This is a genomic window from Pseudomonas arsenicoxydans (assembly GCF_900103875.1).
Lineage (GTDB): Bacteria > Pseudomonadota > Gammaproteobacteria > Pseudomonadales > Pseudomonadaceae > Aquipseudomonas > Aquipseudomonas arsenicoxydans.
On sequence record NZ_LT629705.1, the window covers coordinates 4,779,138 to 4,791,613 of the forward strand.

At 58.2% G+C, this 12,476-nt stretch carries 14 protein-coding genes; 10 read left to right on the forward strand and 4 right to left on the reverse strand.

Features of this window, described 5'->3' with window-relative positions; genetic code table 11:
• The first annotated feature begins 118 nt into the window (after nucleotides 1-118).
• The gene (locus BLQ41_RS22285) at nucleotides 119-1,306 is read left to right on the forward strand and encodes an MFS transporter (protein WP_090184401.1); all 1,188 of its coding nucleotides are present in this window, start codon (nucleotides 119-121) and stop codon (nucleotides 1,304-1,306) included.
• Nucleotides 1,307-1,340: 34 nt separating this feature from the next.
• Here the strand turns inward: BLQ41_RS22285 and BLQ41_RS22290 are convergent, their stop codons facing one another.
• On the reverse strand, nucleotides 1,341-2,378 hold the full coding sequence (locus tag BLQ41_RS22290) for an alpha/beta hydrolase family protein (protein WP_090184404.1): 1,038 nt from the start codon (nucleotides 2,376-2,378) through the stop codon (nucleotides 1,341-1,343).
• Nucleotides 2,379-2,626: 248 nt separating this feature from the next.
• A complete protein-coding gene (locus BLQ41_RS22295; protein ID WP_090184407.1) occupies nucleotides 2,627-3,238 on the reverse strand; it encodes an FMN-dependent NADH-azoreductase in 612 nt (203 codons plus the stop codon).
• Nucleotides 3,239-3,367: 129 nt separating this feature from the next.
• Here BLQ41_RS22295 and BLQ41_RS22300 point away from each other — a divergent pair, with 129 nt between their 5' ends.
• Both BLQ41_RS22300 and BLQ41_RS22305 read left to right on the forward strand, forming a co-directional pair.
• Entirely contained in the window at nucleotides 3,368-4,276 is a 909-nt protein-coding gene (locus tag BLQ41_RS22300; RefSeq protein ID WP_090184410.1) for a LysR substrate-binding domain-containing protein, read from the forward strand.
• On the forward strand, nucleotides 4,273-4,632 hold the full coding sequence (locus BLQ41_RS22305) for an MmcQ/YjbR family DNA-binding protein (protein WP_090184414.1): 360 nt from the start codon (nucleotides 4,273-4,275) through the stop codon (nucleotides 4,630-4,632). The genes BLQ41_RS22300 and BLQ41_RS22305 overlap by 4 nt, the downstream gene beginning before the upstream one ends.
• Before the next feature lie 11 nt (nucleotides 4,633-4,643).
• On the opposite strand, the gene BLQ41_RS22310 is transcribed toward BLQ41_RS22305, so the two are convergent.
• Nucleotides 4,644-5,075, reverse strand: coding sequence for a DUF1294 domain-containing protein (locus tag BLQ41_RS22310; RefSeq protein WP_090184416.1), 432 nt, complete (start codon nucleotides 5,073-5,075; stop codon nucleotides 4,644-4,646).
• Complete coding sequence (locus tag BLQ41_RS22315) at nucleotides 5,072-5,902, reverse strand: undecaprenyl-diphosphate phosphatase (RefSeq protein WP_090184419.1); 831 nt, start codon at nucleotides 5,900-5,902, stop codon at nucleotides 5,072-5,074. Before BLQ41_RS22315 ends, BLQ41_RS22310 begins: the two co-directional genes overlap by 4 nt.
• Before the next feature lie 289 nt (nucleotides 5,903-6,191).
• Here BLQ41_RS22315 and BLQ41_RS22320 point away from each other — a divergent pair, with 289 nt between their 5' ends.
• From BLQ41_RS22320 to BLQ41_RS22350, 7 genes are all read left to right on the forward strand, one after another.
• Nucleotides 6,192-7,826: a methyl-accepting chemotaxis protein gene (locus BLQ41_RS22320; protein ID WP_090184420.1), complete on the forward strand. Its 1,635-nt coding sequence runs from the start codon at nucleotides 6,192-6,194 to the stop codon at nucleotides 7,824-7,826.
• A 114-nt stretch (nucleotides 7,827-7,940) separates the two neighbouring features.
• Nucleotides 7,941-8,504 (forward strand): nicotinamide riboside transporter PnuC, encoded by a 564-nt coding sequence (gene pnuC / locus BLQ41_RS22325; RefSeq protein ID WP_090184421.1) that lies wholly within the window; start codon nucleotides 7,941-7,943, stop codon nucleotides 8,502-8,504.
• Nucleotides 8,501-9,025: an AAA family ATPase gene (locus BLQ41_RS22330; protein WP_090188768.1), complete on the forward strand. Its 525-nt coding sequence runs from the start codon at nucleotides 8,501-8,503 to the stop codon at nucleotides 9,023-9,025. The genes pnuC and BLQ41_RS22330 overlap by 4 nt, the downstream gene beginning before the upstream one ends.
• 329 nt (nucleotides 9,026-9,354) lie before the next feature.
• Nucleotides 9,355-9,792: a hypothetical protein gene (locus BLQ41_RS22335; RefSeq protein ID WP_090184424.1), complete on the forward strand. Its 438-nt coding sequence runs from the start codon at nucleotides 9,355-9,357 to the stop codon at nucleotides 9,790-9,792.
• Between the two features lies 1 nt (nucleotide 9,793).
• A complete protein-coding gene (locus BLQ41_RS22340) occupies nucleotides 9,794-10,366 on the forward strand; it encodes an adhesin (protein ID WP_090184427.1) in 573 nt (190 codons plus the stop codon).
• Between the two features lie 51 nt (nucleotides 10,367-10,417).
• Entirely contained in the window at nucleotides 10,418-11,701 is a 1,284-nt protein-coding gene (locus BLQ41_RS22345; protein WP_090184430.1) for a heme utilization protein, read from the forward strand.
• 63 nt (nucleotides 11,702-11,764) lie between these two features.
• Nucleotides 11,765-12,445, forward strand: a complete 681-nt coding sequence (locus BLQ41_RS22350) for a C39 family peptidase (protein WP_090184433.1) — start codon at nucleotides 11,765-11,767, stop codon at nucleotides 12,443-12,445.
• Nucleotides 12,446-12,476 lie beyond the last annotated feature (31 nt).

Here is a 12,476-nt window from a genome sequence, read left to right on the forward strand (position 1 = left end):
TCTGTAGGAGCTGTCGAGTGAAACGAGGCTGCGATCTTTTGATCGTTAGCCTGCTTTCCTTTATTTCAGACCCACGCCATGATGCAGCTCTCCCACCGCCGCCCGCGAACGAGCCCTCATGTCATCGCAGCAATTGCCCCTGCAAAGCTCCATGGCGATCACCCTGCAGATCGTCTCCATCGTTTTTTACACCTTTATTGCCTTCCTCTGCATCGGCCTGCCGATTGCGGTGTTGCCGGGCTACGTCCATGAGCAGTTGGGTTTCAGCGCAATCATCGCGGGCCTGACCATTGGCTCGCAATACCTGGCCACCTTGCTCAGTCGCCCGATGGCCGGGCGCATGTCGGACACCATCGGCACCAAACGGGCGATTGTCTACGGGTTGTCGGGGATCGTGTTGAGCGGCGTTCTGACGCTGATTTCAACCTTGCTGCAAAGCTACCCGTTGCCAAGTTTGCTGATCCTCATTGCCGGTCGCTTATTGCTGGGGATCGCACAAGGATTGATCGGAGTGGGCACGATCAGTTGGTGCATGGGCCAGGTCGGCGTCGAACACACTGCCCGTTCGATTTCGTGGAACGGCATCGCGTCCTACGGCGCCATCGCCATCGGCGCGCCCTTGGGCGTGGTGATGGTCGGTGAATATGGCTTCGCCAGCCTGGGGATTGTGTTGTCACTGTTGGCTCTGGCGGCGTTACTGCTGATCCGCAACAAACCTTCCGTGCCGGTGATTCGCGGGGAGCGCCTGCCGTTCTGGGCGGTGTTCGGGCGGATCGCTCCGTTTGGTGCCAGCCTGAGCCTGGCTTCGATCGGTTACGGCACCCTGACCACCTTTATCACGCTTTATTACATCAGTCGCGGCTGGGCCGGCGCTGCTTATTGCCTCACGGTGTTTGGCGTGTGCTTCATTCTTGCGCGGCTGCTGTTCATCTCCAGCATCAGCCGCTTCGGGGGCTTCACCTCGGCCATCGCCTGCATGACCATCGAAACCCTGGGCCTGGTGCTGCTGTGGCTCGCGCCCTCGACCGGTTATGCGTTGATCGGCGCCGGGCTGACCGGGTTTGGTTTATCGCTGGTTTATCCAGCGTTGGGTGTCGAGGCGATCAAACAAGTGCCCAACTCAAGTCGCGGCGCGGGCTTGAGTGCTTATGCGGTGTTTTTCGATCTGGCGCTGGCGATTGCCGGGCCGCTGATGGGTGCGGTCGCGTTGAACCTGGGGTATTCGTGGATCTTCTTCAGCGCGGCGTTGCTGTCAGTGACGGGCCTCGGCTTGACGCTGCTACTAAAACGTCGCGCAATGGTCTGAAACACGCGTAGGACCTACATGGGAGGTGGTGATTTCACTGGTCGGCGGTTTGCATGCCGGCGCGGCTTGGTTTGCCCAGAGCATGCGAGAAGAACCGATCGGCTTCGGACACCATGTTGCGGTGGATGTCTTTGCGGTCGACGCCGTCAGCGTCGGTGCACAAGGCCGGCATGGCGATGATTTGTTCTTCATTGCACGGCGCCAGGAACACGAAGTGCCCTGCCCCGGCCAGCAGTTTGAAGTCAGGTGCGGTCGGCAGTTTGCGCGCCAGCGCCGCCGCGTTTTTGTCGTAAGCCACCAGTTTGTCGCCATCACCACTGTAAAGCAGCACGGGCACATGCACGTCGGCCAAAGTCTGGCGGCCGAATTTCAAACTCAGCGGCGCCATCAGCAGCAATGCATGGACGCGTGGATCGGCCACCGGCCGCAAGTCGTCGCGATCGACGATCAGCTCACCTTTAGTGTTACAGGCATCGCGGTCGTCCGGGCGTTCCTGGCAATAGCGGCGAAGACGATCCAGGTCAGGCGTGGCGCCGGACAGAATCAACGCCGTCTCGCCACCCGCCGAGTACCCGATCACGCCGACTTGGTCAGCATTGACGAAAGGCGCGAGCATCGGGTCGCCGAGGGTCGCGGTGATGGCTTCGGAAATCTGGATAGGCCGGCCGTACAGGTTGCTTAACGTACCGAGACGGCTGTGGTCTGTGGAGTTGTCGCCGGGATGGATCACCGCCACCACCACAAACCCTTTGCGCGCCAGAGAGGTCGCGAGGTCGTGCAGGGCCAGCGGGGTTCCGGTGTTGCCGTGGGACAGCATCAGCATCGGGAAACGCCCGATAGCAACCCGGGTGTCTTCGCCGGCTTCGACGGTGTACCCCTCCAGCAGGCTGGAGTGTTCCCTGTCGCTCGAGGGATAGAACGCGATGGCGCGCATCGGCTGCAAATCCAGAGGGTCGAGAAAACTCATCTCATGGAAACCGACGCTCCAGTGAGGATGCGGCGCAGGCGCGGCGTGCACTGAATTCAGGCTGCTGAGCAGGCAAATCAGTAACGTTGCACAAAGACGCACCATCGGATGCCCTACCCTTTGTTACTTGACCGGAAAGCCCGTTCTACTCGAAATACCGAGGAAGCGGCCTTGAGCCCGTAATTGCAGCTACCAAGGTCGTTACAGAACGGGGACGATAACCCTAGACTGCATAACCTGGGCCACAACCTGAAACGGTCAGAAACAAAAAACTCCGTATCTGACACTTGCGTGATCAGAATACAGAGTTTTTTGGGGTGTTGCCTGAGCTGTTTGTCGTCTTTACGCAAGCCTTACGCGGCGGCGAACAATTGCTCGCTGATTTGCGTGTGAGCGTCGCTCATGGCCTTGGTGCGCACCTCATCACCGTAAGCCAGGCCGTGGGCACGAACGAACTCGATGTCGGTGATCCCGATGAAGCCGAACAACACCTTCAGGTATTCTTCGTGAGCAACACCAGTTGCTTGACCGGCATGCAGGCCGCCGGAGGTGGAGACGATTACGACTTTTTTGCCACCGCACAGGCCTTCAGGGCCAGCTTCGGTGTAACGGAAGGTCTGACCGGCAACGGCAATGCGATCGATCCAGGCCTTGAGTTGGGTCGGGATGGTGAAGTTGTACATCGGCGCGGCGATGACGACAGCATCGGCAGCCAGGAACTCGGCCAGGGTGGTAGCGCTCAACTCGGCTTCGTGCTGTTGAGCGGCGTTGCGAAGTTCAGCAGTGGTGCCTGCGGCGACCAGGGTTGTAGCGGAGAAATGGCTGATGGCATCGGCGGCCAGGTCGCGGTAAGTCACGACAGCAGTAGGTTCCGCGGCTTGCCAGGCTTTAACGACTTCGCTGCTCAACTGACGGGAAGCCGAGTTGTCACCAAGAATGCTCGAATCGATATGCAACAGTTTCATGTGGGATCTCCAGGTGAGGATCGCCACCCGGCGATCTGATGGGGATGATCCTACAGATGAAACCAATAGCTGATTAGCCTGCAATGATGCGATAGTTCGTCTCACTGATAGAACAATCGGACGCCATCCATGCAAGACCTCAACGACCTCTACTATTTCGCCAAAGTGGTCGAAGCCGGTGGCTTTGCCGCTGCCGGGCGGCTGCTGGGGATTCCAAAGTCCCGGTTATCACGGCGTATCGCCGAGCTGGAAGAGCGCCTCGGCGCGCGCCTGCTGCAACGTACCACCCGACAACTGAAGCTGACCGCTGTAGGGGAACGTTATCTGCGCCACTGTCAGGCCATGCTGCTGGAGGCCGAGATGGCCGATGAGGCCGTGGCCAGTATGTCAAGCGAACCCCGTGGACGCTTGCGGGTGTCTTGCCCGGTCGGGCTGGCCCACGAAATGCTGCCGTCGGTGATCAGCAAATTTCTGGAAAAATACCCTCAGGTTCAACTGGAAGTGATGCTGCTCAATCGCCGCGTCGACCTGGTGAACGAGGGTGTCGATGTCGCGCTGCGGGTACGCGAGCTGGGCGATGAGGATCCGTTACTGGTGACACGGCGTTTGCGCCAGGCGCAGATGGCGATGGTCGCCAGCCCGGCCTTCCTGCATGAGCGCGAGATTAACCATCCCGATGACCTGAAAACCTTGCCGGTGCTCGGCGCGCTGGAAGCGGACCGCCTGGTGCACATCCGCATGCTTGATCAACAGGGCAAAAGTGTTGAACTGAGCCTGGAAGCGCGATTGGGCATCGACGATTTCATCGTGCGCAAGGCCTGTACCCTCGCTGGCCAGGGTTTCACGATGCTGCCGATGATGTATTGCGAGCAGGAGCTGGAAAACGGCTCTCTGGTGCAGTTGTTGCCCGATTGGTCACTGCCTGGCGGCTGGCTGCAAGCGGTCTACCCTCATCGGCGCGGGGTGATGCCGGCGGTACGTGCCTGGCTCGACCATTTGATCGAATCATTCAATATGTGTGGGGACCGACTGATATGAAGGCTGGACGCATGAGCGAAGAGGATGTCGCGCAATTCTGTCTCGCGCTGCCCGGCGCCCGGGAAGACTATAAATGGGGAGGCGTTCGGGTGTTTTCGATTGCCGGGAACAAGATGTTCGCCTTGCAGAACCTGCGCGGCGATTCCCTCGCGTTCAAGGTCGACAAGGATCTGTTCCTGGGGCACTGCGACCGTCCGGGGATTCACCCGGCGCCGTATCTGGCGCGGGCGCAGTGGATCATCATGCAAACGCCCTACCCGCTGGCTAGCGAAGAGCTGCAAGGGTTGTTGCAACGTTCCCACCAATTAGTGGTAAGCAAACTACCCAAGCGCACCCAGATCGGGTTGCTACTGTAAGGCCTGCTCTTTCAGAACAGACGCAACAAGTTCGCGCCGAGAAACAGCTGGTCGATCCAGAAGACCTGGTGCGCGAGCACAATGAGCCAGAACACCAGCTGATACGAAACCTTGCGGGTCTTGTGCCGAAACACTTGCTGGGCCAGCAAGGCACCCGGCCAGCCGCCGGCCAGTTCCACCGCGTGCAGGACGTTCTCCGGGGTACGCCAACTGTCGGCACGCGCCTTGCGCTTGTCGCTCCAGTACAGAAAGAACGCCAGCACGCTGACGACGCCGTAGGCCGCCAGGGGAATCAGCGAAACCCCGCGCAACCATAACGACATCGAGCCCGTCAGCGGCAGCGCGCACACGATCGCCAATACCAGCAGTTTCAACCGTGGATACTGGATCCGCTCTCCCCCGGATCGGCGTCCGGGGTTATTGCGCGCGCTGGAGTCACTCATGGACGCGCAGCGGCCCAGTCGACCCAACCGAACTGCCAGGTGGCCAGGATGAACAGGCCGAACACGATGCGATACCAGGCGAACGCCGCGTAACTGTGACTGGCGATGAACTTGAGCAAGGCTTTGACGGCGATCATCGCGAAGATGAACGCGGTCACGAAGCCGATGGCGAACACCGGCAAATCCGCCGGCACGAACAGGTGACGGTATTTAAAGCCCGAGTACACCGCCGCCGCGACCATGGTCGGCATGGCCAGGAAGAACGAGAACTCGGTTGCGGTCTTGCGCGACAGCCCGAACAGCAAACCACCAATGATGGTCGAGCCGGAGCGCGAAGTGCCGGGAATCATCGCCAGGCACTGGGCGAAGCCGACTTTCAATGCGTCTTTCCAAGTGATCTCGTCCACGGTTTCAGCGTGCACTTCATGCTGACGCTGCTCGGCCCACAACATGATGACCCCGCCCACGACCAACGCCGTTGCGACGGTAATCGGGTTGAACAGGTATTCATGAATGAGGTTGGAAAAGAGTACGCCCAACACCACGGCCGGCATAAAGGCGATCAGCAGGTTGGCAGTGAATCGGCGAGCGCTGGGTTGCGTCGGCAAACCGGTCACCACGTCGAGGATCTTGCGACGAAATTCCCACACCACCGCCAGGATTGCCCCCAGCTGGATAATGATGTTGAACGCAATGGCCCGCTCGCCTCCAAAGTCGAGTAAATCCGCGACAATGATTTGGTGGCCGGTGCTGGAAATGGGCAAAAACTCTGTCAGCCCTTCTACAACCCCAAGAATCAATGCCTGAAAGGCGGTCCAAAGATCCATCAATCCCCCAAAGGCAATGCGTAAGGCATGCCCCATTAGTTTTTTTAAGCGTCAATTGCGCCAAGCGTAGCTGAACTCCGCGCGCACAGGATCCAGACAACCCGGTAAAAATCCCGTGAAAAATCAACTTGGATTCAGGTTTCTTCGCGCGGGGCCGAAATCCTATCAGACAAGCCACGATAACGCTGCCGCGTCATGAGACTTGGGTCGCATATGCCCGATAGGCCAAAGCGTGGTTGGATGCTGGCCATCGTTTATTACAAGAACAAGAAACCGGAGTGACAGCGTTATGAACAGCTTGCGCAATGTGTCGATCAGCCGACGTTTATGGCTCATCCTGATCGTGTCGGTAGTAATGCTGCTGACGCTGGGCGTGCTGATGCTCAACCAGATCCACGACGACCTTTATCAGGGCAAGGCTCAGAAAACCCAGCATGTGGTGCAGACCGCCAGCGGCATTTTAAGCTACTACCATGACCTGGAAACGGCCGGCACGCTCACCCGCGAGGCGGCACAGAAGCAAGCGCTTTCAGCCGTTCGCGGTCTGCGCTATGACCAGAATGACTATTTCTGGATCAACGATCTGACGCCCGTGATGATCATGCACCCGGCGAACCCGAAACTGGATGGCCAGAACCTTTCGGCGATCCGCGACCCGGACGGTTTTGCGCTGTTCAACGAAATGGTTGCCGTCGCCAAAGCCAAGGGCGCCGGCACGATCAACTACCGCTGGCCGAAACCGGGTGCCAGCGCTCCGATCGAAAAAACCTCCTACGTCAAACTGTTCGAGCCTTGGGGTTGGGTGATTGGTTCCGGTGTCTACATTGATGACATGCAGGCCGAATTCTATGGACAGGTGTGGAAGGCTTCTGTCGTAGGACTGGTGATTGCGCTGATCATGGTGTTACTGGTGATCATGATTGCGCGCAGTATCGTGCGCCCGCTGCAGGACACCGTGAACGCCATGGCCAATATTGCCAGCGGCGAGAGCGATCTGACCCGCAGCCTCGACACCCACGGCCGCGATGAAGTCACTCAACTGGCTCGCCACTTCAATGCGTTCACCGCCAAGCTGCGAGGGGTGATCAGTGAACTGCAAGTCTCCGCCAGCGCGCTGGGGCAGTCATCCAGCGACCTTGGCAACGACGCGGCTCAGGCCCAGCAACGTAGCCAGCAACAATCCCAGCAAATGGAGTTGGTGGCGACTGCGATCAACGAAGTCACTTATGGCGTGCAGGATGTGGCCAAGAACGCCGAGCATGCGGCCAGCGAAATGCGCGATGCCGAATCTCAGGCGCAGCAGGGGCAAATCAATATTGATGGCAGCTTGCAGCAGATCGACAAACTGTCCGGCACCATCGATCAAGCCGTCGAGGTGATTCGCACCCTGGCCGCTGAAAGCACACAGATTGGTAGTGTCCTGGAGGTCATCCGCTCCATCGCCGAGCAAACCAACCTGCTGGCGCTCAATGCGGCGATCGAAGCGGCGCGGGCCGGTGAGCAAGGTCGAGGCTTTGCGGTGGTGGCCGATGAAGTGCGCCTACTGGCCCAGCGCACCCAAAAGTCCACGGCGGAGATCCAGTCGATGATCGAACGCCTGCAAAATCACTCCGAAGCGGCGGTCAAAGTCATCGGCGACAGCAGCCGCGCCTCGCAACTGACCATCGAACAGGCAGGCCTGGCCGGTGCCAGCCTCAATGCGATCGGGCAAGCCTTGCGTAACCTCAATGGACTGAATGCCTCGATTGCCAGTGCGACGTTGCAGCAAGCCCATGTGGTGGAAGACATCAATCAGAACGTCACCCAGGCTGCGGGGCTGTCCCACAGCACGGCATTGGCGGCCGAGCAGTCGAGTATGGCCAGTGTTCGGCTCAAGGACCTGAGCGAGCAGTTGAACGGATTGCTCAAGCAGTTTCGCGTGTAGCAACACCCTTGTAGCAGCTGCCAGGCAGCACGACGCAGCTGCTACTGGCGGTTCTACTTGGCAGCACCTGCCGGTACAATCCGCCCCCCTCTTCGATTTCCCCAAGGAACCCCCATGTCCGGGCTAGAACTGTTTGCCGCCGCCCTCGGCGTGATCGCCGTCTGGCTGACGGTCAAACAGAACCCCTGGTGCTGGCCGATCGGCCTGGTCATGGTGCTGCTTTACAGCTGGATCTTTTATGAAGTGAAGCTGTATTCGGACATGCTTCTGCAAGTGATTTATGCCGCGCTGCAGCTCTACGGCTGGTGGCAGTGGACCCGCGCGGGTGAGGCGAATGCCGGTCGGCAGGTCAGTCGACTCGACGGAAAATCGATTGCATCGGGCCTTGCGGTCGGCGCCATCGGCAGTCTGCTGCTGGGCGCTGCCATGGCGCACTGGACCGATGCCGCGCAGCCTTGGCTCGACGCTGCACTGACCGGATTCAGCCTCGTGGCGCAACTGTGGATGGCGCAAAAACGCGTGCAGTGCTGGCCACTGTGGATCACCGTCGATGTGATTTTCGTCGCACTGTTCACTTATAAAGGCATGTACCTGACCGCCTCGCTCTACGCCCTGTTCTTGCTTCTGGCGGTGCAAGGCTGGCGTGAATGGCGCGCCGACCCGGCGTTGCGCGCATGAAAGTGCTGGTGCTTACAGGTCCGGAATCCAGCGGCAAAAGCTGGCTTTCGAGCGAGATTCACGCCAACTTTGGCGGCATATTGGTCAGTGAGTACGTTCGGCACTTTATCGACAGCGAAGCCCGAGAAACCCGCTACGATGACATCACGCCGATAGCTCATGGCCAGCTGACCTGGGAGGATGAAGCTCGCACCCGACAACCCTCACTGTTGATTCTCGATACGCACCTGCTGAGCAATATCCTCTGGAGTCACACGCTGTTTGGCGCTTGCCCGGCGTGGATCGAGCAAGCATTGCTGGCACGGCAATACGACCTGCATTTGCTGCTGAGCCCGGAAACCGTGGCCTGGCATGACGATGGCCAGCGTTGCCAACCGCAACTGGCAGAACGCCAGGCGTTTTTCCAGGCAAGCCGCCAATGGCTTGACCTGCACCATCAGCCTTGCCTGGTTGTGGAAGGTGACTGGAAACAGCGCAAGGAAGCGTCATTCGAGGCGGTAACGCAGTTGCTCAACACCTGACAGAGTTGCCCGCCTTGTCGCTACTGTCCATTTCTGAAACACATCCGCTTGCGCGAACCCGCGATCTAAAGCGGCTCCTTCGCGCCAGCAAAAAAATGTTAAGCCACTGATACAACCTGCATTCAGCGCCCTTAGCGAGCAGTGCCGCCAGTATGGACGGGGCTTTTGCGTGGCTCTGTTTCAGCGGCTTTACACATTTTTTTTGACTGTCTCGATAATTAAACTCAACCCGCTGTTTTTAAAAGAAAAGTAAAAACCGGCACACCTTCTGCTCTCTACCTCGCAACGCTGATAAGGGCCAGCGTCCAATTACAGAAGGAATTGCAGCCGTGGGGAAATTCAATAACAGCATCTTTAGCCTCCTGCTGATCGGATGCGCACTGGGCTCAAGTGTCTGCCTGCCCGTACAGGCCGACAACGGCATCATCACCATCAAACGTGATGTCCAGCCCCGCAACGCAACCGTTCCGCCATTGATCCCCGACCCTAGCCCCACAACCGTCAACGCCAACCCGTCCAAACAAGTCCTCAGCCAAACGAATGAGCTGAGCGATGGTGACTTTGCCAACGTTGCCAGTGGTGCGGGCATCTCCCGCCTGGTCACGCAAAACACCAACAATCTGGGCGGCAATATCAGCACCCAGAGTCAGCTTTCGAACCTCCCCGCCGGACGTTCAGGCAATTCGGGCAGCGGCATTGCCAACATGGTCAATTCAAACGTCCAGCAAGGCCTGGGTGCTCTGAAAATCATAACGGGAGACCGTTGAGATGAATCGTTCGCTGCTGATTATCGCCATGTTTTGCAGTGCATCGACGTTCGCCCAACCTCCCGTCATCAATAACGCCGACATCGACGGTTCGGGCGCTCAGTACCAAGGCAACCTCACGGTCAACCAGGCTGCGGGCGACCAGCAACAACAGGCCAATGCCCGGGCTTTCGCCATTGGTCATGGTGCAGACGCGACCACACAAATTCGCCAACGGTTGCGCACTGAGGTCGATCCCAGAATCGATGCTCAGTCCACTATCCAGGGCAACTCCTTCAGTAACGGCAACGGCGCACTGGGCGTGAACCAGAGCGCGGGCGCCAGCAACCAGCAAGCCAATGCACTGCGCATCAGCATTGGTACGCAACCGCAAAGTATCGACGACAGCGTCCTCAGGCAACAGAACGTGGCGCTGATCAGCAACTCCGATGCAACTGACTCTGCACCCGGCTATCGCCATGTCGCTACAAGCGACCAGGCCTTCACCGGTAGTCGTGGGGTGATTCAGTTGAATCAGAGCGCCGGGGTGGGTAATCGAATGGCAAACACCCTAAGCGTACGGGTCGCGGATTGACCCAAACAGGTAGAAACAACACTTAACCTAAAATAAGTACGGAGAATCACCATGAAACCTTCGATGGCAATCAAGCCTCTGGTTTTCGCAATTGCTGCGGTCATGGCTGTTGCTGTACAAGCTGGGCAGACTGATGACCACCACAATGGCCACAATGGCCACAATAACAACGGTCATCACACCCCTCCTCCAACCAAGATCCCGGTCTACGCGACGGCGAGTGCGATAGATAACCAAAGCAGTACCAACAATCACGTCCTTAACCAAGGGACTGTCAACGATGCCAGCATGAGCAGCTCTGCCACAGGCACCAGCGGCAACGTCGGCGTCAACGTGGCTGCCGGCGACGGCAACCAACAAGACAACGCGGCCGCCATTGCAAACGCCGCAGCCGCAGCCACCGATAACAGCTTCGTGTTCGGCACTGCCACTGCTACCGCAAGCGTGAAGCAATACAGCAACGGCAACAGGGTTGACAACTACGGCAGCACTGCCTCGGCCACCATGAGTGGATCGGGCAACAGCGGCAGCGGCAACATGGGGATCAACATTGCTGGCGGCGATCTGAACCAGCAGAAAAATACCATGGCCATCGCCAACACCAATGCTCCGCTGGGTAACGCCACCGCCACCGCCTCTGCCGATCAACAAGGCCCTGGCCTGACTGTGAATAACAACGCCGACCGGACCTACCGTGTAGATACGCTGACCAATACCGTAACGGCCAGCGGCAGTTTCTCTCGCGATAAGTCTAGCGAAGCGAGCGGCAGCAGAAGCGCTTCTTCGAGCTTTGACGTGAGCGGTTCGAATAACTTCAATGCCAATGGCTCTAGCAGCTCTCATGCAAGCGGCTCCTCGAGTTCTTCTTTGAGCGCTTCCTTGAACGCTACTCTGGACGCAGCAGCCGCGGCTTCCAACAGCGCTTCGTGGAACTATGGCCCTCACCATTCGGGCAGCAGCAGCTCGTCTTCTGACGCTTCGCTGAACGCATCGCTCGATGCATCACTCGACGTATCGGTCGATAAGTCGTACGACAAAACGCACGAAAAATCGTTTGATAAATCGTACAGCTCCTCGTTCGAAAAATCGGGCAGCAAGTCGTCCCAATCTGCGTATGACAAAGCTAAGAGCTACAGTGAAAGCAGCTCGTATGATTTGAGCAACACTTACTCTTATCAAGTGCTGACTCCAACTGGCTGGGCCAACCCTGTGACCAACACTGCATCCCTGACCGGTTCGGTGAATGGCGGCAGCGGCAACCTGGGCGTCAACGTAGCTGCCGGTGTGGGCAACCAACAAAGCAACTCGTTGGCCATTTCCAACAACTCGTTCTAACTGTTGACTGTGGAGGCCCCCTCACGGGGGCCTTTTTCAGCCACCACCTGAAGGCATCCCACCATGCGGATTATCACCTTGGCATTTTTGCTGTGCGTGGCCAGTGTGAGCGAGGCTGCACAAATGCCGCTTTCCGTCCTGCCGGGCGGCGCGGTGGTGTACAAACCGGTCCAGAGCATACGTGAGCGTAAATTTGCCGACCTGGTGCAACAGAAAACCGATTTCAGTTGCGGCGCAGCTGCGCTCGCGACGATTTTGCGCCAGGCCTATTGGCTGGATGTGAATGAAGAACAGATTATCGAAGGCATGTTGGCACACTCCGATCAAAATCTTGTCCGCGTCCAGGGCTTCTCCATGCTCGACATGAAGCATTACGTGGAAAGTATCGGCATGCGTGCCCGCGGCTACCGGGTAGCCACTGAAACGTTGAGCGAAATCAAAATACCCGTTGTGGTTCTCATGGATATCCGCGGCTACAAGCATTTTGTGGTGTTGCAAAGAGTGCATGACGGCTGGGTCTATATCGGAGATCCGGTACTGGGTCATAAACGTTACAAACTCGACGACTTTGTCAAAGGCTGGAACGGCATCGTTTTTGCCGTCATCGGCCAGGGCTATGACAAAACCAATGCGTTGCTCGACCCTCCCCTGCCACTGACCGCCAAGAACCGCATCAACGCTTTCAGCCCGGTACCAGACGCAGAGTTGATGGACTTCGGATTCATCCAAAGCGACTTCTTCTAATGATAAGGAGCATGAAGCTCCGGGAGCATCC

Coding starts and splice junctions, on each gene's coding strand:
- BLQ41_RS22310 (WP_090184416.1), bottom strand. CDS start 5,075: ATGAGTGACTCCAGCGCGCGCAATAACCCCGGACGCCGATCCGGGGGA.
- BLQ41_RS22285 (WP_090184401.1), top strand. CDS start 119: ATGTCATCGCAGCAATTGCCCCTGCAAAGCTCCATGGCGATCACCCTG.
- pnuC (WP_090184421.1), top strand. CDS start 7,941: ATGTCCGGGCTAGAACTGTTTGCCGCCGCCCTCGGCGTGATCGCCGTC.
- BLQ41_RS22345 (WP_090184430.1), top strand. CDS start 10,418: ATGAAACCTTCGATGGCAATCAAGCCTCTGGTTTTCGCAATTGCTGCG.
- BLQ41_RS22320 (WP_090184420.1), top strand. CDS start 6,192: ATGAACAGCTTGCGCAATGTGTCGATCAGCCGACGTTTATGGCTCATC.
- BLQ41_RS22340 (WP_090184427.1), top strand. CDS start 9,794: ATGAATCGTTCGCTGCTGATTATCGCCATGTTTTGCAGTGCATCGACG.
- BLQ41_RS22300 (WP_090184410.1), top strand. CDS start 3,368: ATGCAAGACCTCAACGACCTCTACTATTTCGCCAAAGTGGTCGAAGCC.
- BLQ41_RS22350 (WP_090184433.1), top strand. CDS start 11,765: ATGCGGATTATCACCTTGGCATTTTTGCTGTGCGTGGCCAGTGTGAGC.
- BLQ41_RS22315 (WP_090184419.1), bottom strand. CDS start 5,902: ATGGATCTTTGGACCGCCTTTCAGGCATTGATTCTTGGGGTTGTAGAA.
- BLQ41_RS22295 (WP_090184407.1), bottom strand. CDS start 3,238: ATGAAACTGTTGCATATCGATTCGAGCATTCTTGGTGACAACTCGGCT.
- BLQ41_RS22290 (WP_090184404.1), bottom strand. CDS start 2,378: ATGGTGCGTCTTTGTGCAACGTTACTGATTTGCCTGCTCAGCAGCCTG.
- BLQ41_RS22330 (WP_090188768.1), top strand. CDS start 8,501: ATGAAAGTGCTGGTGCTTACAGGTCCGGAATCCAGCGGCAAAAGCTGG.
- BLQ41_RS22305 (WP_090184414.1), top strand. CDS start 4,273: ATGAAGGCTGGACGCATGAGCGAAGAGGATGTCGCGCAATTCTGTCTC.